At 46.9% G+C, this 20,744-nt stretch carries 17 protein-coding genes; 8 read left to right on the plus strand and 9 right to left on the minus strand.

From position 1 onward, the window contains the following. The first annotated feature begins 69 nt into the window (after positions 1–69). The 3 genes from ASG33_RS14780 to ASG33_RS14790 are packed head-to-tail and all read left to right on the plus strand — an operon-like array spanning position 70 to position 3,824. A complete protein-coding gene (locus ASG33_RS14780; protein WP_056286789.1) occupies positions 70–2,028 on the plus strand; it encodes a UbiA family prenyltransferase in 1,959 nt (652 codons plus the stop codon). Then, complete coding sequence (locus ASG33_RS14785; protein ID WP_056286792.1) at positions 2,021–2,716, plus strand: methyltransferase domain-containing protein; 696 nt, start codon at positions 2,021–2,023, stop codon at positions 2,714–2,716. The genes ASG33_RS14780 and ASG33_RS14785 overlap by 8 nt, the downstream gene beginning before the upstream one ends. Beyond that, the gene (locus ASG33_RS14790) at positions 2,700–3,824 is read left to right on the plus strand and encodes an NAD(P)/FAD-dependent oxidoreductase (RefSeq protein ID WP_056286796.1); all 1,125 of its coding nucleotides are present in this window, start codon (positions 2,700–2,702) and stop codon (positions 3,822–3,824) included. The genes ASG33_RS14785 and ASG33_RS14790 overlap by 17 nt, the downstream gene beginning before the upstream one ends. On the opposite strand, the gene ASG33_RS14795 is transcribed toward ASG33_RS14790, so the two are convergent. From ASG33_RS14795 to ASG33_RS14820, 6 genes are read right to left on the minus strand one after another with little or no spacing between them, the layout of a single operon-like run. After that, complete coding sequence (locus ASG33_RS14795) at positions 3,793–4,521, minus strand: lycopene cyclase domain-containing protein (protein WP_056286799.1); 729 nt, start codon at positions 4,519–4,521, stop codon at positions 3,793–3,795. The two genes, ASG33_RS14790 and ASG33_RS14795, sit on opposite strands and share 32 nt — an antisense overlap. Next, positions 4,518–4,991 carry a sterol desaturase family protein gene (locus ASG33_RS14800; RefSeq protein WP_056286800.1) on the minus strand — a complete coding sequence of 158 codons (474 nt, stop codon included), beginning with the start codon at positions 4,989–4,991 and terminating at the stop codon, positions 4,518–4,520. Before ASG33_RS14800 ends, ASG33_RS14795 begins: the two co-directional genes overlap by 4 nt. Positions 4,992–5,021: 30 nt before the next feature. Beyond that, positions 5,022–5,543, minus strand: coding sequence for an isopentenyl-diphosphate Delta-isomerase (gene idi, locus ASG33_RS14805; RefSeq protein WP_056286803.1), 522 nt, complete (start codon positions 5,541–5,543; stop codon positions 5,022–5,024). Between the two features lie 50 nt (positions 5,544–5,593). Next, on the minus strand, positions 5,594–6,430 hold the full coding sequence (locus ASG33_RS14810; RefSeq protein ID WP_056286806.1) for a phytoene/squalene synthase family protein: 837 nt from the start codon (positions 6,428–6,430) through the stop codon (positions 5,594–5,596). Between the two features lie 8 nt (positions 6,431–6,438). After that, positions 6,439–7,941, minus strand: coding sequence for an NAD(P)/FAD-dependent oxidoreductase (locus ASG33_RS14815; RefSeq protein ID WP_056286808.1), 1,503 nt, complete (start codon positions 7,939–7,941; stop codon positions 6,439–6,441). Then, entirely contained in the window at positions 7,922–8,827 is a 906-nt protein-coding gene (locus ASG33_RS14820; RefSeq protein WP_056286811.1) for a MerR family transcriptional regulator, read from the minus strand. Before ASG33_RS14820 ends, ASG33_RS14815 begins: the two co-directional genes overlap by 20 nt. A gap of 125 nt (positions 8,828–8,952) precedes the next feature. Between ASG33_RS14820 and ASG33_RS14825 the strand changes: the two genes are divergently transcribed. Both ASG33_RS14825 and ASG33_RS14830 read left to right on the plus strand, forming a co-directional pair. After that, positions 8,953–9,771: a LexA family transcriptional regulator gene (locus ASG33_RS14825; RefSeq protein ID WP_056286814.1), complete on the plus strand. Its 819-nt coding sequence runs from the start codon at positions 8,953–8,955 to the stop codon at positions 9,769–9,771. A 384-nt stretch (positions 9,772–10,155) separates the two neighbouring features. After that, positions 10,156–12,258, plus strand: a complete 2,103-nt coding sequence (locus tag ASG33_RS14830) for a choice-of-anchor A family protein (RefSeq protein ID WP_056286819.1) — start codon at positions 10,156–10,158, stop codon at positions 12,256–12,258. Positions 12,259–12,326: 68 nt separating this feature from the next. Here ASG33_RS14830 and ASG33_RS14835 read toward each other — a convergent pair whose 3' ends face one another. Together ASG33_RS14835 and ASG33_RS14840 are read right to left on the minus strand one after the other, a co-directional pair. After that, positions 12,327–13,478, minus strand: coding sequence for a glycosyltransferase (locus tag ASG33_RS14835; protein ID WP_056288468.1), 1,152 nt, complete (start codon positions 13,476–13,478; stop codon positions 12,327–12,329). 12 nt (positions 13,479–13,490) lie between these two features. Next, a complete protein-coding gene (locus ASG33_RS14840) occupies positions 13,491–14,492 on the minus strand; it encodes a lysylphosphatidylglycerol synthase domain-containing protein (RefSeq protein ID WP_056286822.1) in 1,002 nt (333 codons plus the stop codon). On the opposite strand from ASG33_RS14840, the gene ruvC reads away from it, so the two are divergent. Further along, a complete protein-coding gene (gene ruvC, locus ASG33_RS14845) occupies positions 14,491–15,084 on the plus strand; it encodes a crossover junction endodeoxyribonuclease RuvC (protein WP_056286825.1) in 594 nt (197 codons plus the stop codon). The genes ASG33_RS14840 and ruvC overlap by 2 nt on opposite strands. A gap of 2 nt (positions 15,085–15,086) precedes the next feature. Here the strand turns inward: ruvC and ASG33_RS14850 are convergent, their stop codons facing one another. Beyond that, a complete protein-coding gene (locus ASG33_RS14850) occupies positions 15,087–18,473 on the minus strand; it encodes a M12 family metallo-peptidase (RefSeq protein ID WP_056286828.1) in 3,387 nt (1,128 codons plus the stop codon). 257 nt (positions 18,474–18,730) lie between these two features. Here ASG33_RS14850 and ASG33_RS14855 point away from each other — a divergent pair, with 257 nt between their 5' ends. Beyond that, positions 18,731–19,375 (plus strand): TetR/AcrR family transcriptional regulator, encoded by a 645-nt coding sequence (locus ASG33_RS14855; RefSeq protein WP_056286831.1) that lies wholly within the window; start codon positions 18,731–18,733, stop codon positions 19,373–19,375. A 4-nt stretch (positions 19,376–19,379) separates the two neighbouring features. After that, positions 19,380–20,693, plus strand: coding sequence for a TolC family protein (locus ASG33_RS14860; RefSeq protein ID WP_056288472.1), 1,314 nt, complete (start codon positions 19,380–19,382; stop codon positions 20,691–20,693). Positions 20,694–20,744: the final 51 nt, after the last annotated feature.

Genomic DNA, 20,744 nt, shown 5'->3' on the forward strand with positions numbered 1-20,744 from the left:
TTGGTACTGTAAAAAGCCACACCTCTCCGTGTGGCTTTTTTTTTGAATCACGACTTGCTAAATTACGCCATGCTCATTCATGGCGATACGATCAGGCTGCTGAGAATCCCTTTCTCTTTTTTTCTTCTTCCATTATTCCTTTTTGCATACAGTCAGGCCGAAACGGTTGTGCACCACCAGGCCTTGCTCAGTTTGCTGGTTATTCACTTGCTGGTATATCCCGCCAGCAATGGTTACAATAGCTACATTGACAAAGATGAAGAGAGTGTCGGCGGGTTGGAAAAGCCTCCGCTTCCTACCTCGGAGCTGTTTTATATAACCATCTTGATGGATATAGCTGCCATCCTGATCGCCTTCTTTTTTATCAATGCATTCTTTGCAGGCTGTCTCCTGCTGTACATAGCCGCTTCCCGCGCTTACAGTTCACCATCAATCAGGCTCAAAAAATATCCGATTGGCGGTTTTCTTACGGTGGTGTTTTTTCAGGGCGCATTTACTTATTACATGTCCATCGCCGGAATCTCCGGACAAGCGCTTGAACTGACACAGGCAAACTGCTTTGTACTTCTGGGCTGCTCCTTTCAGATCGCCGGTGCCTATCCGCTGACGCAGATATACCAGCATCAGCAGGATCTGAAAAACAGGGTAATTACATTAAGCTACAAGCTGGGATACACAGGAACTTTCGCGTTCACAGCAGTAATGTTCCTGCTCTGTAACCTGTTCTACTATCTGTATTTTACAGCGCTGGAGCTGGGAATGATTTTTTTCATGATCCAGGTGTTTTTCGCTCCCATTGTGATCTATTTCGCAACCTGGTTTTATAAGGTAAAAAAAGACCATAGCGAGGCCAATTTCAGAAATACCATGCGTATGAACTGGATAGCGGCGATTTGCATGAATAGTTGTTTCATCGTTTTAATTATCATTAACAGAATTCCCTTGAGTTATCTATCAGCAATTGAGACAGCCGTTCCCGATCATCGTTATTCCCAGGAAACACTCACATCATTTTACTCAGGATCCACCGATGACCTGACTACGCAGCGAAAAATCAGGATCGTGGCCGGAAAAACGGGGATTGAAACGAGGTATTCTGTCATAAGTGATTTTGATAAAGAACCCGCAGAGTTTAAGTTCTTTAATAAAACCCGTGACCTGCTTCCGGAACCCGGGCTTAGTCAGCGGATGCAGCTTTACCAGCAGCACGCTACGAAACTTTCCAGAAAAGCGATAGACAAGATCAAGGATTTCGAGGCTATCAAACCAAACATTACGCATTTGATTACAGTAACCTGTACAGGCCTTTTCGCGCCCGGTCTGGATGTGGAGCTTATGCGGGAACTGGACCTGAACCCTTCGGTACAACGCAGCAGCGTTAATTTTATGGGCTGCAATGCGGCTATCATTGCATTGAAGAATGCAGATGCCATTTGCAAAAGTAACCCGGCTGCTACTGTGTTGGTGGTGTGTACCGAGCTGTGCACCATTCATTTTCAGAGGCAGTACAATGAAGATTACTTGTTGTCCAACCTGCTTTTTGGCGACGGCGCAGTTGCGGCATTGGTTACTTCTCAGCCTTCCGGCGACTTTGCTCACCAGGTTAAAATCGAGTCATTTAACTCGATGATATTGCACAATGGGTATTCTGATATGGCCTGGCAGCTTTCAGAGACGGGTTTTATCATGAAGCTTACATCTTATGTACCTGATCTGATCAGTAAGAATATCAAGCCGATGCTGCAGGCGATCGGATTGAAGGCCGACGATTACAAACACTGGGCTGTGCACCCGGGCGGCAAGCGCATTGTGGATGATTTTGCCCTGGCGCTCGACCTCGACAAATGCCTGCTGGCGCCCACTTACCAGGTGTTAAAGGATTACGGGAATATGTCTTCTCCAACCGTACTCTTCGTGTTGAAAGCAGTTTTGGAAAAGGCTAAACCGGAACATCAGGGTGACCGGATCTTCGGCGCGGCATTCGGTCCCGGTCTGAGTATCGAAACCATGCAGCTGCGGTATGTTTAAGTCGCGGAGCCCACGTAAGGAGTTACTGGACGAAGACGATATCCCGCCAGCGGCTCTTTTCCGGAATCTTCGGGAGCTCGATTTCATTAACCACTGGCTCGGAGGTTATGATATCTCGTTTTCAGCATTGAAAAAGGTACTGAAAGGAGACAGATCCTGTCAACTGGTTGACATCGGCTGCGGAGGAGGGGATACCTTGAAGAGAATAGCGACCTGGAACAAAAAGGCGGGATACAAGCTGGAACTCTGTGGCATTGATATCAAACCTGTTTGCATTGATTATGCAAAGCAAAACATTGGTAATCTGAAAATTGATCTGATCTGCGACGATTACCGGAATTTGTTCAATCACGTTGAAAATGCAGATATCATTCACGCGTGTCTTTTTTGTCACCATCTTACCGACAATGAGCTGGTAGAGCTGGTCTCCTTTGCATTGAAGCACAAAGTCGTTCTGATCATCAACGATTTGGAAAGGAATGCATTGGCGCATTATTCGATACGTTTTCTTACCCGTCTTTTTTCAAAATCATACCTGGTGAAACACGACGCACCGCTTTCGGTATTGCGAGGTTTCAAGAAACGCGAGTGGCTTTCTATCCTAGGCGAAGCTGGTGCCGGGCGATATTCGGTGCATAATAAATGGGCATTTAGGCACGAAGTGATTGTTTATGGAAATGCAGACTGAACAATACGAATGCGCTATTATCGGCGGCGGGCTCTCGGGACTTTGTCTCGCAATCCAGCTGGCCGGGCAGGAGCGGTCTGTTATTGTTTTCGAAAAAGGTCGGTACCCGTTCCACAAAGTTTGCGGCGAGTACATTTCCATGGAAAGCTACGGATTCCTGCACACGCTTGGCTTCCCATTTGAAAAGGCCGGGATACCGATGATCAGCAAGCTCGGGATCAGCTCCGAAAGTGGTTTTATGCTCAATCAGAATCTAAAATCCGGTGGTTTTGGTATCAGCCGCTTTTTGCTGGATCATGAACTGAGTCTGCGCGCCCGACAGCTTGGTGTGGTGATCATGGAAGAATGCAGGGTGAACGACGTAAAACAAGAGGGCAAAGCCTATTTCCTGCAAACAACGCAGGGTACATTCATGGCCAAAGTTGTTTGCGGGAGCTACGGGAAATACGCGCCGCAGTATATCAATGAGCCGAAAAGCGGGGGCGACAATAACTATATCGGCGTCAAATACCACATTAAAACAGACTTTCCCGCTGACCGCATTGAGTTGCACAACTTCAAAGATGGTTACTGCGGAATTTCCAAAGTGGAAGGGGATAAATATTGTCTGTGCTACCTCACAACTTCGAGGAATTTGCAGGAAAACGGAAAGGATATCAGACAAATGGAAGAACACGTCCTGTTCAAAAATCCGTTTCTAAGGAAATATTTTCTCAATTCTGAGTTTCTGTACAAACAGCCGCTGGTGATCAGCAATGTTCACTTTCAGAAAAAGCAAACTGTTTTAAACGGCGTGTTGCTCCTCGGTGATGCGGCCGGCACCATCACGCCGCTTTGCGGAAATGGAATGAGCATGGGAATGCGCGCTTCCAAATTACTGGCTGTCGAAATTGTAAGGTACCTTCAAAATCAGCAGTCTGCCGCAGAACTGGCTGCCAATTACAAGCGGGAATGGGACCGTGCATTCAAAAACCGAATTACTGCGGGCTACTACCTGCAAAATCTTTTTGGTAAAAAAGTTACAACGGATCTTGCATTGCGGTTTCTGCACAATGCGCCTGCGTTGACAGACAAGCTCATTGGTTTAACTCACGGGCCAGCGTTTTAGGGGTTGTCGCGGACAGCTTTCTTTCCAATAGTTTTTCAAAAACAAAAACATTCAGGATCAGCATCAGCAATCCGTAAAAAAGGTCTTCTGCCGGAATGGTAAGAAATCGCACACCTATGTTTTCAGCATCGTTATACCATACAACCGGTTCATCGAGCCCGGTGCCGGTCAGTATTCCGTTTACGATCACAAACGGGATAATCAGGTACATATGCGCATAATAGAACATACTCAGCCACCGTGGTTTTACGACAAATCGCAGGTACAGCAGGAATGCGGCCAGCAGGATTGAAGTTGAAAAAGTGTACGCGCGTTCATGAAAAATCACAGCTGAAACCAGCGCCAGACTGATAAAGAACAAGGTGATAAAACCTTCTGCACGTACCTTAAAACCTTCCCTGTGAAAGATTTTGAATGAATAATAAGAGAAAACGCAGGCATAAGGAATGCAGATGAAGAAGAGGATCTCCTCAATGGGCAGCTGAAACAGGTAAATGCCCGTCAGGTACTTTGGTGTAAATCCCCACACACCGATTTGGGTAAAGAAGCTGTCCCAGATGATGAATGGAACAGCGCATAGCAAAAGCGACGGCCAGAGAATATCCCAATGTTTGGACAAGCCGATTTTTGGGTGAAAAGAAGCAAGTAACGGCACTGAAATGGAGGCGAGATCAACCACCAGGTACAGGTAATTCATTTAGCAAGTGTTTTTTTGGCTTCGCGGAAATATTTCAGAGGTACCCACAGCATTCCAAAGCATTCGCCCTCGTTTTTGCCCAGATGTTTGTGGTGCATTTTATGGGCGCGCCTGATTGCACGGAGGTAAACAGAATCGGTGTTCCGGAAAACTTTGAACCGCTGGTGGATAAATACATCGTGCACCACGAAATAGGTAAACCCGTATAATGTAATGCCCAGGCCGATCCAGAAAAGGTAATTAAATCCCTGGTTCAAACCAACGGCAAGACAGGTAATCCCCGGCGTTGCGAAAATGACGAAGAAGTAGTCATTCTTTTCAAAGAAATCCCCGTCATCACGCTGGTGGTGATCATGGTGCAGGAACCACAGAAAACCGTGCATAAGGTACTTATGCGCCAGCCAGGCGACACATTCCATGCCGATGAAGGCGGCGGCTACTATGAGCGTATTTGAAAACCAGATTGGCATATAATCGTAAAGCTACCCGGACCAGCCGGCTTAAATTTTCAGTTTGAGTTGTTCAGCTACGGCAGCAAAGCAAATCTTGAACCATTCGGTATAATTTCCGGGATTCAGGATCAGGTCTGCTTTGACGTCGTTCATTGTCATGTATTTATATTCACTTACCTCATCGGTATTGATCAACGGCTTTTCATCCGATATCCCCCAGAACACATGGTCGAGCTCGTTTTCTGTAAGTCCGTTTTCGAGCTGAACGCGGTATTGAAAAGTGTACAGGAAGTTGAGATCAGCGGAAATCCCCATTTCTTCCCTCAGCCTTCGGGAGGCAGCGCGGTTGGCAGATTCTTCTGGAAAAGGGTGACTGCAGCAGGTGTTCGACCACAATCCTTCTGAATGGTATTTGCCGAACGCGCGGCGCTGCAACAGCATTTCCCCTTTTGTATTAAAAATAAAAACCGAGAATGCACGGTGCAGCATTCCTTTCTGGTGCGCTTCCAGTTTTGGCATCAAGCCAATTTCAACATCTTCTTCGTTGACCAGTATTACTTGATCTTCCATATTATGTGGGTTATCGGGTTTAGCGTTGCCTGAATGTCAAAGTTACAACGTCATAACAGGTCAAACTGGTGCCTTAAAAGGGATCGAAACATCAATCCGAACTTGTCATAATCGGGGATCCGTATCCTTGCATTCATCACCTTTTCCGGCGGCGTCGCCTTGATTCTCAGAAACAGCTTTTTATAATAATAATAGGCAAGATAAACCCCGCGGCGGGCTCCTCCGGGCAGCTTTTTGATGCCGATCAGCGCCTGGTCAAAATCCTGCTGTATCTCCTGCTGAATAATTTCTTTATCAACATGCGAAAAGTGGTCGAAGTTGACGCCCGGGAAATAAGTCCGGCCGAGGTCCTGATAATCAGCTTTTAAGTCGCGCAAAAAGTTAACCTTCTGAAAAGCAGCGCCCAGCTTCATCGCGTAAGGTTTTAGCTCATTGAAACTCTCTTTGTTACCTTCTGTGAAAACGCGCAGGCACATCAGTCCAACCACTTCTGCCGAGCCGAGCACATATTCGTGAAATGTATCGCGCGTGTGATCCTTTTTTTGAAGGTCCATTTCCATGCTTTTCAGGAAAGTATCAATCAATTCCCATTCAATCTGGTAAGCATTGACAACATGCTGAAAACTGTTTAGGATCGGATTAATGCTGATTTTTTTATCAATTGCCTCCACCGTCGCCTTCCTGATTTCCGCCATCATCGCTTCCTTATCATAGTCATGAAAGCTGTCAACGATTTCGTCTGCCAGGCGCACGAAGCCGTAAATGGCGTAGATAGGTGCGCGAAGCGCAGGCTTGAGAAAATAAATTCCCAATGAAAATGAGGTACTGTATAATTGGGTCGTCTTTTTGCTGCACGATGCCGACAGGTTGTCATAGAGCATTTTCATGGTGCGATTCAGTTTAGGGATTTGAGTAGTTCAGCAGCGGCAATCTGCCCGGAAATAATCGATGGCGGTACTCCCGGACCGGGAACGGTAAGCTGGCCTGCGTAATAGAGGTTTTTCACTTTCGTACTTCTCATTTTTGGTTTGAAGATGGCGGTTTGCATTAATGTATTTGCAAGTCCGTACGCATTGCCTTTGTAGGCGTTATAGTCACTTTTGAAGTCGGATACCGAGTAGCTTTTCTTCACAATAATGTGATCCCTGATTGGCACGCCTGCAAACTTTTCAAGCCTGTCCATTAACAAGTTAAAATAACTTTCGCGCACTTCCTCGGGATCCGTAAGTCCGGTTGCAATGGGCATTAAAACAAAAATATTCTCTTTGCCCTCAGGCGCTACGGTAGGATCGGTGCGGGAGGGGCAGCATACGTAAAACAGCGGGTTCGACGGCCATTTTTTATCTTTATATATTTCAACGGCATGCTGACTAAAATCCTCGTCGAAAAAAAGGTTGTGATGTCTCAACCGATCAATTTTCCTGTCCACACCCAGATAGAACAGCAGGCAGGAAGGCGCGAATGTGCGGCTTTCCCAGTAAGACTCCTGGTACATTCTGTGCTGCGGCGAAAGCAGGGTCGATTCAATATGATGGTAATCCGCGCTGCCTATTACGCCATCCACATTCCTGATGATCCCGTTTGAGCGGATCTGCCGGATCCGGTCATCAGTGATTTCAAGCTTTTCCACCTTCTGACCGGTACGAAATGAAACGCCGACACTCTCCGCAACTTTGCCGAATGCCTCGGCCACTCTCGCAAATCCACCGATAGGGTAGTAGGTTCCCTGTTTAAGTCCTGAAAAGTTCATGAGGCTATACAATGCAGGCGTATCCTTCGGCATAGCGCCCAGGAAAAGAACCGGGAATTCGATCAGCGCGAGCAGGCGAGGGTCTTTGAAATACTGTCTTGCGTGGTCGGAGAAGGATTTGAACAGCTGGATTTTCAATGCTTTTTTCAAAAGCGAGAAGCTGAAAAACTCGGTAACTGAATGCCCCGGTTTATAAACCATGTCGAGCATACCCACATTATATTTGAATTCACCCTCCTCTATGAATTTCCTGAGCTTGGCTGCACTGCCGGTTTCAATACTTTCAAAAAGAGCGCATATCTCATCAAAATTTTCCGGAATATCCATTACCTCACCTTCACCGAAAATAACGGCAAATCCAGGATCAAGCTTTTTGAGCTCGTAGAAATCGGAGGCTGATTTTCCGAACTGCTCAAAAAAACGTTCATACACATCGGGCATCCAGTACCAGCTGGGGCCCATATCAAACACAAACCCTTCCTCGGTGAAGCTGCGCGCGCGTCCGCCGATGGTATCGTTTTTCTCAAACACAGTTACCCTTGCGCCTTCTTTGGCCAAAACCGCCGCTGCTGCAAGGCCCGAAAAGCCCGAGCCGATCACCGCGATCTCGTGTGCGTGTCCATTCATTTTAGGATCTGTGTTTTGCATCGCTGTTTATTATGTCGATCAGCTTATTGATAGAGCCGATCTGTGTTACGGGATATTGTTCAATGGTTTGCTGTGCGAATTGACTCCCGCTGGAAATGCATATGTTGCACGAATTGAAGTCGGAAGTAAGTTTTTCAAGCAAGCCGGGAAGCTGTTCCTGGAATTGGTTATTGACAACAAAGGAATAAATGTGTGTGGGTTGGCATTGTTGTACCACCTTGCTGAGGTCCCTGTACGGCACTCTGGCTCCCAGATATACTACGTTCTGGCCCGATTCCCGGATCACGTAGTGCGCAAATAGTAAGCCGATTTCATGATCTTCCTCCTCATTCAGAAAAAGCAGCCACTTCTGCGCAGGTCGGGCAGGTAAAGGCAGCGCGTCAATCGCTGCCAGCAGTTTTTGGCGGATCAGGTTGGACAGGAAGTGCTCCTGCGAAGGCAGCAGATCATCTTTGATCCACATCAGACCGGTACGTACCAGCAGCGGGTAGATCACCTTCTCGTATGTTTTGCGCATTCCCAAACTTTTTACGGCCTGGTTAAATGTTTCCTCAAAAAGGGCACCGTCAAATGTGGACGCAGCGACAAGCGCCTGGTTCACGATTGCCTCGACCTGCGCATCAGCCTGGGCAGAGTCGGCGATAATCCGCTCGATTTCATCGGCGATCTCGGCTTTGCTGAGCTGACTGATTTTGGAAATCTTCATTCCCTGATTGAGCAGCGTGCACACATTCAAAAGCTTTTTAAGCTGATCGTCATCGTAATACCTGATATTGGACCCGGTTCTTTCCGGCGAAAACAAGCCGTACCGTTGCTCCCATATCCGGATTGTGTGCGCTTTCATGTTGCTAATGCGTTCGAGGTCTTTGATAGAATACGATGACATTTTGTTTAACTTTTTTCAAAAATAGTTAAACAAAAATTTTTTCATGGATTTTTATAAAAAATAAGTGCCAGGATTTTATTGATATTAAAAATATCTTATATTTGATTTCTTAAATATCAACACTTATGAGAGCTCAGGAAATCTTTTGGTCGGCAAACATTAAGTTTTTACGTCTTCGTCAGCGGCTCAGCCAGGAGGCTTTGGCTGAAAAGTTGGGTATCAGCAGGGTGAAATTGAATGCACACGAAAGTGGCAGAACTGCGAACCCGACAATCGATGATCTGATTAATTTTTCAGAGTTTTTCAGAATGAGCATTGACAGTATCCTGAAAATGGACCTGGCGAAGCTGTCAGAAAAGAAGCTGAAAGATCTGGAAGAGGGAAGTGAGATCTTTATGAAAGGCGACCAGATCCGCGTACTGGCTATTACTGTGGATAAGGAAGAGCAGGAGAACATCGAGTATGTTCCGGTTCATGCCAAAGCGGGATACCGTTCGGGATACAGTGATCCTGAGTTCCTGGCGACGCTGCCGCGTTTTAACCTTCCTACGGTCCCCAAGAACGGTACGTTCCGGATGTTCCCGACAATAGGGGATTCCATGCTGCCTGTGCCGGAAGGAGCGGATATCATCACCAAGTACGTACAGGACTGGACTACGATCAAGCCCGAGACGCCCTGCATTGTTATTTTACGAGGTGACCAGGATTTTGTCTTTAAGCAGGTCACGATCAATCCGGATGGTACTGTGTTGCTGCAATCTTTTAACAAGCAGTATTTCGCCTACACCGTTCCTATTACCGATGTAATTGAGCTTTGGGAATATTACAGCTTCCACAGTAAGGAGCTTCCCGAGCCGCAATCTGACATGCAGCAACTGATGCGGATGTTGCAGGAAATGCAGAACGAAATCAAAGAAATCAAAGGCCGGACAGCATACAAATAATTGGATAGGTACACTGCCGGACACAGGTATATTGATTTTGCGGGAAGAAGCGTTATCCCGGTATAGTTCAATTATTGAAAGGAGAGTAAAGACCGGTTGGTAATCGCGAATGATTAAACACCTGAGTAATTTGACATAAATACGGCTTAATTGCGTGTATTATGTAGAATAAATGCAGGTTTCTGTCGGGAATAAGTTTTGATTGTAGTCAATTTATTTCCGGAGCTATATACGTACTATATTGAGATAGTGCAATTTTTGAGATTTTAAGACCCCCAAAAACCTGAGAGTTACCCCAAAGTTCACTGCCGTGGTCACAAAAAGGATAACAGATTTTTAGAGGCGACATAATTTCGTCGAGTCAATTAAAAACTCGACTCAACAATGTTCTCCAAACGTCTACTCCTCTATCTTCTTGCCTCGCTTGCATTAAACATAAGTCAAGTCCAGGCTCAAAGTCCTACCGCAGCCGCACACCGGTTCAACATCTTTGTTTTAGGAGACCTCACACTTGCACCAAATGAAACCGAAGGGCCGATTGCAGTGGGAGGAAATTTAATCTCCAATCAGTATCAGATCAGTTTCAACAAAGCCCACGGCGCATTCTTTGTCGACGGCGTTTCGATCGGACTGGCAGTCCGCGGTGGTGTACGGCTTAACAGCGGAACACTGCAGATCAACGGACAGAATTATTTGAAAATCGGAAACGGAACACCAAACGGCGCTCCTTTAAATAATCTGAAAGTTTGGTACAAAGACCGCAACAATGCAGAATCGACGATCCGAATTACTGACATTAACGGTGGCTGGGATAGTCAGCCAAATATGCAGCTGAATGCGAACGTAAATGATTTCAAAGCCGGAAGAAAAGTGGGAGAAGATTATAACCCGATTTTCGAAAACGTATTTGGAACAGGTGAAGGCAAAATCGATATCGACGGCGCATTCACTACTTTGATCAAGAGATCAGGGCATTTGAAAGAACTGGCGGATAACCTTCCGATCCTCAACCAGAATGGCGGCGTAATCACAGGCGCTGAAATGGGACCTTACAATGATCCGTCTAAATTTGATCAGAACCCAAAGATCCGTGTTAACCCGAATGCACTGAATGTACTGACCGTTTCAGCGGCAGTTTGGAACAGCATCAATAATATCAATTTTGAAAACATTCCTTCCGGTCCGCAGTTGGGTACAACCGACGAGCAGTATGCAGCTGGCGGTGGCAAGTTTGGATTGATCATCAATATCATCGATTTCCCGACTTACTGCGCGAGCAGAGGCGGTAACAGCAGCATTAAATTCCCGAATGTTGGCGGATTGTCTGACCCTCAGGGCAGTTATGTAATCTACAACTTCCCGGACGCAACCAAAACGTTGACGGTAACAGGAAGTGTAATCCACGGTACCATTTTTGCGCCGCAGGCTGAGCTTACAAAAGGGAATAATGGAAACATCAACGGACAGATCATCGCAAAAACTTTCGCCCATAATGGTGACGAAATCCACTTCTGGCCATTTATTCCTTCGATCCCGGAGCCGGCAGTAAAAACAATATCTGTTGAAGTGACTACGAAATGCTTCCAGAATGCACCTTATCTGGACTATACGATTACACCTTCAAACTTTGATGCATCGGAGAAAACAGCCAAAATTGAGTGGATCAACAGCGACGGTAAAGTAGTACAGGAAGACAGCGACAAGCCACTAAGCGGCAGCATCTTGTTCCCCGGTGCGGCGGTTGACCTGGAAGGAAATGGCATTGCCTGGCCAGGTTGGACAAAGAATGGAGAGAAATGGGAAGAAGTAGAAGATCGTTTCGGATCGCTGCGCAATGAAGGTGCGAAAATCCGCGTGACTGTTGATCCCTGGACTGAGATCAGCGTTAACTATCCTTCTTCGGTAGGCGCTTGCTACACCAGCCCTCCTCCGAGCACTACTTTGCCTGTTAAGCTTGCAAGTTTCACTGCGCAGAACAAAGATTGTAACAATCAATTAAAATGGGTTGTATCGGAAGCATCTGATTTCTCTCATTTCGTAGTACAGCGGTCAACAGACGCACGGAATTTCAGCTCATTGGCGCGCATTGATTACAAGTCGAACCAAACTGAATATACCTTCTCTGATGCTCCGTATTCAAGTGAGGCTGCGCCTGCAAAATATTATTACTATCGTTTGCAACAAGTTGATACAGACGAATCGTTTGATTACAGCACGATCAAAAGTGTTGACTGCGGAACTTGCGACGCGAGACTGGCTGTAAGCTTCTTCCCTAATCCAACGCAGGATGAAGTGAATGTAAAAAGCTTCTCGGCTGTTCAAAAGCTGGAAATCGTGAGCTTGTCAGGAAAGTCTGTTTACAGTGCAGCACCAGCTGCTAACCAGACAGAATTCAAAGTAAATGTTCAGAATCTGGCCCAGGGAATTTATATTGTGAATGTTGTGAATGCGGAAGGCAGACACACCACAAAGATTTTAAAGAAGTAAGAATCAGATCTTATAGCGTTATGTGAAACTTAAAAGTGCCCGCGTTTGCGGGCACTTTTTTTATTTGCTCAGACCAGCTTCCGGCCTTTCCACTGGTACTCGGGCTTTTGCGCAGCCAGACCAAAAAAGCAGACGTAAAACGGATAAAAAAGCTGCGTCAATGGAATGAAGGCAATGGAACGCGACTGGCGCAGGAACTTCAATATGCTGCCCAGGAAAACAATTTCGGGTATGTTTTTCAAAGCCGCAATTGCAAGAAAGCTGCTTGCCGGGATGGCGCCGGCGAGCCAAATCGCTGCGGCCAAAATGATAGACAGGTTGCACAGAAATACGTACACGGCGAGTACGAGCGGAGTTGCAGTTTGATAATGCTTCCATTTGCTCGCCCACCGTTTTCTCTGGCGAAAGAAATCAGACCATTTTCGGTGCGGGGCAGTAGTGACGATCGCAGCGGGATCTTTCAGGAAACGGACTGAACCGGGAAACTTGGCGGCTATCTTGTGCATTAAAAATTCGTCGTCGCCCGAGGCAATGTGACGCACTCCATCGTAGCCATTTACGTCAAAAAACGTCTGCTTCTCGTAAGCAAGATTGGCACCGTTGCACATGGAAGGAAATCCCGCTTCAATAGCGCTTGCGCCACTGCCGATCAGGCTTGAAAATTCAACAATTTGCAAATGGTCTGTCAGAGTCTCTGGCGAATAGAATGTCACCGGAGAGCTGATCAGTTTTGCATTACTCGCGGCCTGGCTGGTTGCGATTGTATGCAGCCAGTCAGGACCTACACGGCAGTCACCGTCCGTCGTGACTATCCATTCTCCTTTCGCGACGGCAATCGCTGTTTCAATCGCCCGCTTTTTTGGTGAAGTGGTGGCGGTATCCGGCAGATCGATCAATTGGATGTTGCATTCACTTTTTCCTGCAAAATCACGAACAAGCCCGGCAGTTTGATCTGTTGAGTTGTCGTTCATGACAAATACCTCAAATTTAGATGCGGGAAACGTTTGCTTGGCGAGATCAGCCAAGAGTGACAATATATTTGCTGCTTCGTTCCTGACCGGAATAATGACGGAAATAGTAGGTAAGTCCCGTGTAAGGTTGCGCGCTGGTTGTTTGATTCTTGACCAAAAAAACAAAAGAACAACCGTGAAAACGGCATAACTGCCCGTGAGAATCCAGATGAAAGGAATAAGCCAGGAAAGCAGGTATTGTTCAATCATAAGGTGCATTTTTTAAGCGCTCTGCCTCCATTTGTATTTCCAGATCAGGTAAATGCCGACGAGGATCGGTCCGAGTACATTCACAATCCAGACCATGAATGTTGCCGCGATGATCTTTTCAGGCGGCAGGTTATAAGACGCAAATACAACCAGTGCAGTGAATTCCCGCAAGCCCAGATCACCGAGAACATTAATTGCAGGAATGAGGGTTTTCGCCAGAAAGATCAACGAAACGCAGGCAGTCAGGTCAGAGACTGCAATGGAAAGATCGAAAAGTGACAATGCAAGTACGAACTGACTCAGGAAAACGCAGTAGCGCAAAGTGCCGTAAAGCGAAGCCCAGAGTAGTTCAGGTGCAGAGTAGGCGCCTATGATGCGGATATAAGAATGTAGTTTTTGAAAAAATGGACGCGCGGGGTGCCAGTTAGTCAGCTGTTTTCTAAACCAGACTACCAGGAAACTCAGGACGAAAATTGTAATCAGAAGCCTGCTTACCATTGTTTTGGTAAGCTCCGGAATGAGCAGCTGATCTTTCAACAGAAACCAGCCAGCCGCACCTGCTATCATAGACACACTGAACTGTATCCCATTCGAAACCAATGCAGCCCCGATTGCTTCGAGCCGCTTGTCCGATTTCAGGGAAGCAATCCGGCCGATGGTATCTCCCAGCTGGGCAGGCGCAGCCACACCTACTGCGAGTCCGGTAAGTGTGCCGCGGAAAGCTTCCTTGAATGTAATCGGAAGTACTTTCTGCGCCAGCTTGCGCCATTTTAAACTTTCAAGTGCCCAGTTTACCGGAACGAGGATCAATATCAATGCGATCAGGGCCAGGTTGGCGGTGTTCCAGGCATTACTCAGCACCTGACCTACATCACCGGCAACTTTTTGCTCACTTTGAAAGGTTTTGTAGATGTAGCTCAGGATCAGAAAAGTCACAATCAGCTTGACGCCCCATAGGAGGTTTAAGCGACTAGTTTTTTCTTTGGGAGGGGAGAGTTCGTTATCTTGCACCATGATAAAATTGCAGCAGCCCGAAGCTCCCGAGAAGATAATTATTGGTGTTGATCCCGGTACTCAGGTAATGGGTTATGGCGTGATTTCGGTCAAAAATCAGCAGATTACCCTCGTTCAATACGGTGTAATTCATTTAAGCAAATATAGCACGCACGAGTTGAAGTTAAAGAAAATCTTTGAGCGCATTACGCAGCTGATCGAGGATTACCTGCCCGATGAAATGGCGATTGAGGATCCGTTTTATGGTAAAAACGCGCAGTCAATGCTGAAACTCGGACGTGCCCAGGGTGTGGCAATGGCGGCGGCGCTCGCCCGGAACATACCCATCGTTGAATATTCGCCGAAGAAAGTCAAGCAGTCGGTTACAGGAAGCGGAAGTGCTTCCAAAGAGCAGGTAGCCTATATGTTGGAGAAGATCCTGAAAATGGAATTGAGCCGCGAATTTATGGATGCCACCGACGGAATTGCTATCGCAATTTGTCATCAATACCACGCCAACTCACCGGCGGCAGCCGCCAGTGGATCTTCAAAAAAGGCTAAAAAAGGCGGCTGGGGTGCGTTTGTAAGTGAAAACCCCAGCCGCATTAAATAACATCAACGTACCATTTTGACTGTTCTGGTAACAGTCCCTGCTTTCAGCCTGTAAATGTAAACGCCAGAGGGCAGGTGCGCGGCGTCAAGGGTTGCCAGATGCCAGCCACTTTGCTTGTTCCCTTTTTCAACGTGACGCACTACCTGTCCGCGTACATTCAGAACATCGAGTTCAATTTCCTGTGATTCCGGTAGGTAAAATGAAATGTCGGTGGAAGAAATCACCGGATTCGGCGTGTTTTGAAGCAATGTAATTCCTGAGGGAGTCTCCAGAGCAACCGTCAGCTCGGCCGATCGTGACCTGCATCCGCCCGCATTGCTTACGACAACCTGGTAATTGCCGGCGGCCACAGCTGAAAAGGTAGACCCTGTTGCACCAGGGATATCTTTACCGTTAAACTGCCATTGATAAGTCAGCGCCTCGCCTTCATTTGCTTTCAGTAATGCTTTCGATGCACTGTTTTTCGCAAGTGTGATTAATGCAGGCGCGGGTTTGTATACCATAAAAGGAGCGCTTTCATTGCTTTCTATCGCCGGGTTTGTGGTAACCGTTTGTAGGGTATAAGATCCTGCGGCAAGTGAATCGGGTATTTTAAAGCGGACCAAATTACTCTCCACGCCAGCCGGAACAGACAGGATGGAAGCACTGTCCTCTTTTTTAAACCTGATCAATGTCCTGTTATCCTTTGAAAAGAAGGAATTGGAGGTGATTGTCGAGGTAAGCTCATCTTCCGTACAGTAGGCTGGCCTAGGCGTAAAACGCTGAATCGCGCTCTCCTCGAATGAATGCAGCTCGCCGCCGCTGGTCAGAAGTATGACTTTGTCTTTGAAAACTTCGACATCGAACGGTTCCCGCAGGATATTAAGTCCGTCGGCATATACATTGATCTGCCCTTCTTTGTATTTGATGAGCGCGTGATAAATCATATCAGCACCGTATTGTTTGTAGGCGGCAGCCCACATTCTGTTTTCTTTATCAAAAACGATTTTTTTAACAGGAATGGAAGCCAGCTGCTCCACCGGGTCCCAACCGCCGGAACCGGAGTTGAATTTTAAAACGCCGAACTCTCCGTACGCATACGCATTTTTATCATTGTCAAACGAAATCCCGGAAACGAGCTGGGCATCCCGGATGTACGAATGTTGCGACCAGCCATTGTTAAACCGCCAAACATTTCCTCCATCCATCAAAGCCCAGATTTGTCCGTCGGGATCCGCAGCTACCACCAGCGCGCGATCGGTCATGAGCGTGGTATGATCGTAGTAAAACCACTCTCCATTGAAGAAGCGCACTACGCCAGCGTTGTCTGACCGCATGAAAATCCCATCTTTTTGGGAAACCAGGAGCGTGCCGTTTTGTGAGTGATAAAATTTCTGAGGCGACCTTGCATACTCGTAAGTTGGCCGGGATTGTTCGATCAGCTTGTTCTGGCCATCGATCAGGAACACATTTCCATTCTGGCTTGCACCGAAGTAGGCAATAGTTGTCGGGATATAGCCGCTGGAAGTGGAGGGTGTATTTGCCTTCCATTCTTTCAAATCCCCGGTTTCATAGTAGCCGCTATACCACTCGTGTACATACAGCTTATCTGCCGTTTTGAAAAATTTGATCATCGGGATTCCACTACGGGCGGAGTTGAGGCTTTGCAGGTTAGGAGATACCAGCCCGAGGAATTCAAATCGCTGGTCCCGGAAGCCCGTTGTGAGTTGCCCGGTTGTCCAATCGGTCATTGAAGAGGTATTCCAGCGCAGCCGCGAGCGTACAAAGTAGTATTTGTTTTCATCCAGAACAGGTCTGTGGATCGTCTTGGTGGTATACCAGGAGTTAAGTCCATTGGAATTGACCGAGTCGTTTGCGATGATATTTTTGAAATCGGCATCAGTTGCGACCTGTAAGTCGCTTTTTACATATTCCGGATAAAGTGCACGTTTGTCGAAGATGTTGGCGAGAATAGGGGAAGCGGAAATGCGGCTTTGCGGGTATTGCTGCATAAGCTCATTGTACCATACGGGCGAAGTGAAGGTTTCCTGTGACCATTTACTCCAGATATCATTCTTTTTTACCCGTATCCGGATTGCATAATTGCGGAACCAATCCAATTTCTGAGGATAGATGAAGAATTGCCGACCATTCGATGTGGGTGTCAGAACCTGCGTTTCGATCGGCTTTTCCCCTAAATCCCTTACCTGGACTTCATAGGAACTGATACCTGCAAACCATTGAAAATACCCCGAAAGACTGCCATTGCTGCTTAGTTTAATATCTGACAATAATGGAGGTAATGTATTTTCTGAAAATGGCAGCACTGAAAAGGGGACCGATTCAGACCAGTTTCCATTACCCAGCTCATTTTCGGGGCGGTACCGTGCATAGTACACTCCCTCAGCAAGCCCGTTAGACTGAACATAAGCTTGTTTTGTTACAACGTCTTCAATGATTTGGGTAAACGATTGATCGCGAGCAGACTGGAAGCGATACTGATCAGCGCGTTTAGCCGCTTCCCATTTGAATGCAGGTGTGCTGGTAACGGCATTCTGGTCGGGTTCATTCAAAGTGAGGATTGTCGCATTATCGGGTTTTTCGGAGAAAGCGCCTAGCTTGAAATCTGGAATGACTTTACCTTCCGCGTAGTCGCGCATCAGGTTGCGGCAAAGCGGATGAAAGGTGAGAACGCTTCTGCAATAGGACATAATGGACCCATTTACATATTCGGTGTAGCCGCCGTCGGGACATTCGTAAGGTGCGCCCTCCACCAGCGTGCAGCGGTCTATCGGTCCGCCCGGCCAGCTGCAGCTATGGGTGTGCGGTGAGCCGAGTGTATGCCCGAGTTCGTGCGCAAGCAGGTCTACATCAATGTTGGTGTTGTTGCCAGGTGTAGGAAAGTTAGAGCTGCACATCCGGTAGCCGCCATAAAACCAGCCGCTTCTGCATGACAGGCTTACGACGGCGTCCCTTTCTTCAAAACGGTTTGTAGTCCAGTAGTTCAGCACATTATTGAAGTAATCAAAATCTTCATTCAGCACGTAGGGTTCACGCTTGTCCCAGATGTGGATAAAGCTGACAGTCAGTTTTACATTGATCTCCCGCTCGAAAATATCCGAAGCAGCCTGTATGAACCGGTATGCCTCCCGGGTAATCCGTTCTTTATCGCCATTGTAAATCAGGTAAGTTTCATAATTGACGTCCAGTGCAAGCCTGTATTCCAATTTTTCACCGGCGCTGGTCCGTGCGCGGGTGAGGTCTTTCAGCATGGCATACTTTGCAAGAACAGCGCCGGTAACAGAATCGCTGGTGCCGCACGCAGGTGGAAGTTTCTGGGAATAAGCTGGTTTGAAGATGAAAATGAACAACGTGAGAAGCAGAAGCTTGCTGGTAAAATGTGGCTTCATAAGCAGGACGAACAAAAAGATAGGGTGATTGGAAATATAGAATGCCAGTACATGACAAAAACCGGGCGCAAGACGTTGCCTCACTTTAATCTCAATATTAAAAATTTTTAATGGTATTAAATCAATAAATGATGCAACGATTCAAACGTTTGTTTGATATATTCAAACGATCGTTTGAATTTTGTTTTGTGATCGGGTAATTTTGTAAGGTCATCGGCAGGCGTGATAATCAAAACTCTGCCGGTGAAGCTAAACAAATGGAATACAACGCTAAACAAATACAGATTATAGAAGTGGCTGAGCGGCTATTCGCTCAGAAGGGTTTTGCGGGTACTTCGGTACGCGACATTGCCCAGGCAGCGGACGTGAACGTATCGATGATCTCCTATTATTTCGGATCAAAGGAAAAGTTGATAGAAGCCTTGTTTCAAATCAGGATGACCGAATCCAGGTCGCGGCTGGAAACACTCATTACGAATGCGGAGCTGGTGCCAATGCAGAAGATCAATTTGTTGATCGACAGTGTGATAGACAGGCTTACCGGTAACCAGTGTTTTCACAACATCATGATGCGGGAAACGCTGTCATCGGAACGGAATGCAGCGATCTCTGAGCATATCATGAACTTGAAAATGAGAAATATCGAACTAATGCAGCAGCTGATCCGCGAGGGGCAGGCAGCCGGTGTTTTTCGCGATGATATTGATATGAGCCTGATGACAACAACCCTGTACGGGACAGTCAATTACGCCATTGCCTCCCAGGATTTTTATAAAAAAATCAACAACCTGGAACATATGGACCAGGCTGAATTTTTGAACCACCTCAAAGGCAAATTGAGCCAGCACCTAAAAAGTTTATTTAAATCGACAGTAACTAATGAACACCACAATCAAAATTAGGAGAATGATTTGGTTGGCAGCCGGCGTGTTCTGGCTCGCATCAAATAGCCAGGCATTTGCTCAGACTGCACGCACGATCACCCTGGAAGAGGCCATTGAAATGAGCCTTAAAAACAGCAAGCAGCTTAAATTAAGTCAGACCAATGTAGATCTTGCCGGTCTCAGTATCCGCCAGATCAAGGAAAACCAGCTTCCAAGTTTTAGTATTTCGGGTTCTTACCTGCGCGTAAATACACCGAACATCAACCTGAAATTCAGGCCAAGTACCAGCGACAGTACGGCACAGGGATCAGCTACGCCGGAAGTTCACCAGGCGATGTATGGAATGGCGAGCGCTGCATTGCCGCTGTTTTCGGGATTTAAGTTTAAGTACGGACTGCAATCGGCTCACTACCTGGAAGAAGCCGCCAAGCTGGATGCGGAAGGCGACCGGGAAGCGGTGATCCAAAATACGATTGCAGCGTACAGCAATCTTTACAAAGCAAAAAAATCGGTGGACCTCGTTGCCGAGAACCTGCTGAGAGAAAAGCAGCGTGTAGAGGAGTTTACCAACCGTGAGAAAAATGGAATGCTGGCCAGAAACGACCTCATGAAAGCCAAACTGCAGGAATCCAATGTAGAGCTGACCCTGCTGGACGCGGAGAATGATCTTAAAGTAACCACGATCAATATGGACCTGCTGCTCGGCTTACCCGAGAATACGTCCCTGCTTGCTGATTCTGCCAGCTTTATCCAGTTGCAGGAAGAAGGTAATGTAGGCGATTGGGAACAAAAGGCTTTGATAAACCGAAAAGATATCGCTGCCAATACCATTCGCCAAAAGGCTGCTAACATCGATATCAAAGGTGCCAAGTCGGACTTTTACCCGAGCATTGCACTAACAGCAGGTTATGTGGCACTCAACATTCCCGGCGTGGCGGTGATCCCGAATACAGTGAATGCAGGTATTGGAATCAGGTACGATGTGGCCTCACTCTGGAAATCAGGATCGAAAATTGCCCAGGCCCGCACCCACGCTTATCAGTTGCGGACCAACGAGGAAATACTGCTGGACCGCATTCACCTGGAAGTCAATACTGCTTATTACAACTATGTTTTGAGCAAAAGAAAAATAGATGTGTACGCAAAGGCAGTGGAGCAAGCGAGTGAAAATTATCGAATAACAAAAAATAAATATGATAACAGTTTGGTAACAACTACCGAACTCCTCGACGCCGACGTGGCGCAAGTCCAATCCCAGATCAACTACGAAGCCGCCAAGGCCGATGCGATCGTCGCATTCAAGCGCCTCGAACAGACGGCGGGTGTAATTCAGTAGAAGGAGGAAAGGGAAGAAAGGGAGGAAGGGGAGGAAGGAGGAATTAAATTA

Source organism: Dyadobacter sp. Leaf189 (assembly GCF_001424405.1).
Taxonomy (GTDB): Bacteria; Bacteroidota; Bacteroidia; order Cytophagales; family Spirosomataceae; genus Dyadobacter.

Coding starts and splice junctions, on each gene's coding strand:
- ASG33_RS14800 (WP_056286800.1), bottom strand. CDS start 4,991: ATGCCAATCTGGTTTTCAAATACGCTCATAGTAGCCGCCGCCTTCATC.
- ASG33_RS14795 (WP_056286799.1), bottom strand. CDS start 4,521: ATGAATTACCTGTACCTGGTGGTTGATCTCGCCTCCATTTCAGTGCCG.
- ASG33_RS14850 (WP_056286828.1), bottom strand. CDS start 18,473: ATGAAGCCACATTTTACCAGCAAGCTTCTGCTTCTCACGTTGTTCATT.
- ASG33_RS14840 (WP_056286822.1), bottom strand. CDS start 14,492: ATGGTGCAAGATAACGAACTCTCCCCTCCCAAAGAAAAAACTAGTCGC.
- ASG33_RS14790 (WP_056286796.1), top strand. CDS start 2,700: ATGGAAATGCAGACTGAACAATACGAATGCGCTATTATCGGCGGCGGG.
- ASG33_RS14835 (WP_056288468.1), bottom strand. CDS start 13,478: ATGATTGAACAATACCTGCTTTCCTGGCTTATTCCTTTCATCTGGATT.
- ASG33_RS14810 (WP_056286806.1), bottom strand. CDS start 6,430: ATGAAAATGCTCTATGACAACCTGTCGGCATCGTGCAGCAAAAAGACG.
- ruvC (WP_056286825.1), top strand. CDS start 14,491: ATGATAAAATTGCAGCAGCCCGAAGCTCCCGAGAAGATAATTATTGGT.
- idi (WP_056286803.1), bottom strand. CDS start 5,543: ATGGAAGATCAAGTAATACTGGTCAACGAAGAAGATGTTGAAATTGGC.
- ASG33_RS14815 (WP_056286808.1), bottom strand. CDS start 7,941: ATGCAAAACACAGATCCTAAAATGAATGGACACGCACACGAGATCGCG.
- ASG33_RS14780 (WP_056286789.1), top strand. CDS start 70: ATGCTCATTCATGGCGATACGATCAGGCTGCTGAGAATCCCTTTCTCT.
- ASG33_RS14830 (WP_056286819.1), top strand. CDS start 10,156: ATGTTCTCCAAACGTCTACTCCTCTATCTTCTTGCCTCGCTTGCATTA.
- ASG33_RS14820 (WP_056286811.1), bottom strand. CDS start 8,827: ATGTCATCGTATTCTATCAAAGACCTCGAACGCATTAGCAACATGAAA.
- ASG33_RS14855 (WP_056286831.1), top strand. CDS start 18,731: ATGGAATACAACGCTAAACAAATACAGATTATAGAAGTGGCTGAGCGG.
- ASG33_RS14825 (WP_056286814.1), top strand. CDS start 8,953: ATGAGAGCTCAGGAAATCTTTTGGTCGGCAAACATTAAGTTTTTACGT.
- ASG33_RS14785 (WP_056286792.1), top strand. CDS start 2,021: ATGTTTAAGTCGCGGAGCCCACGTAAGGAGTTACTGGACGAAGACGAT.
- ASG33_RS14860 (WP_056288472.1), top strand. CDS start 19,380: ATGATTTGGTTGGCAGCCGGCGTGTTCTGGCTCGCATCAAATAGCCAG.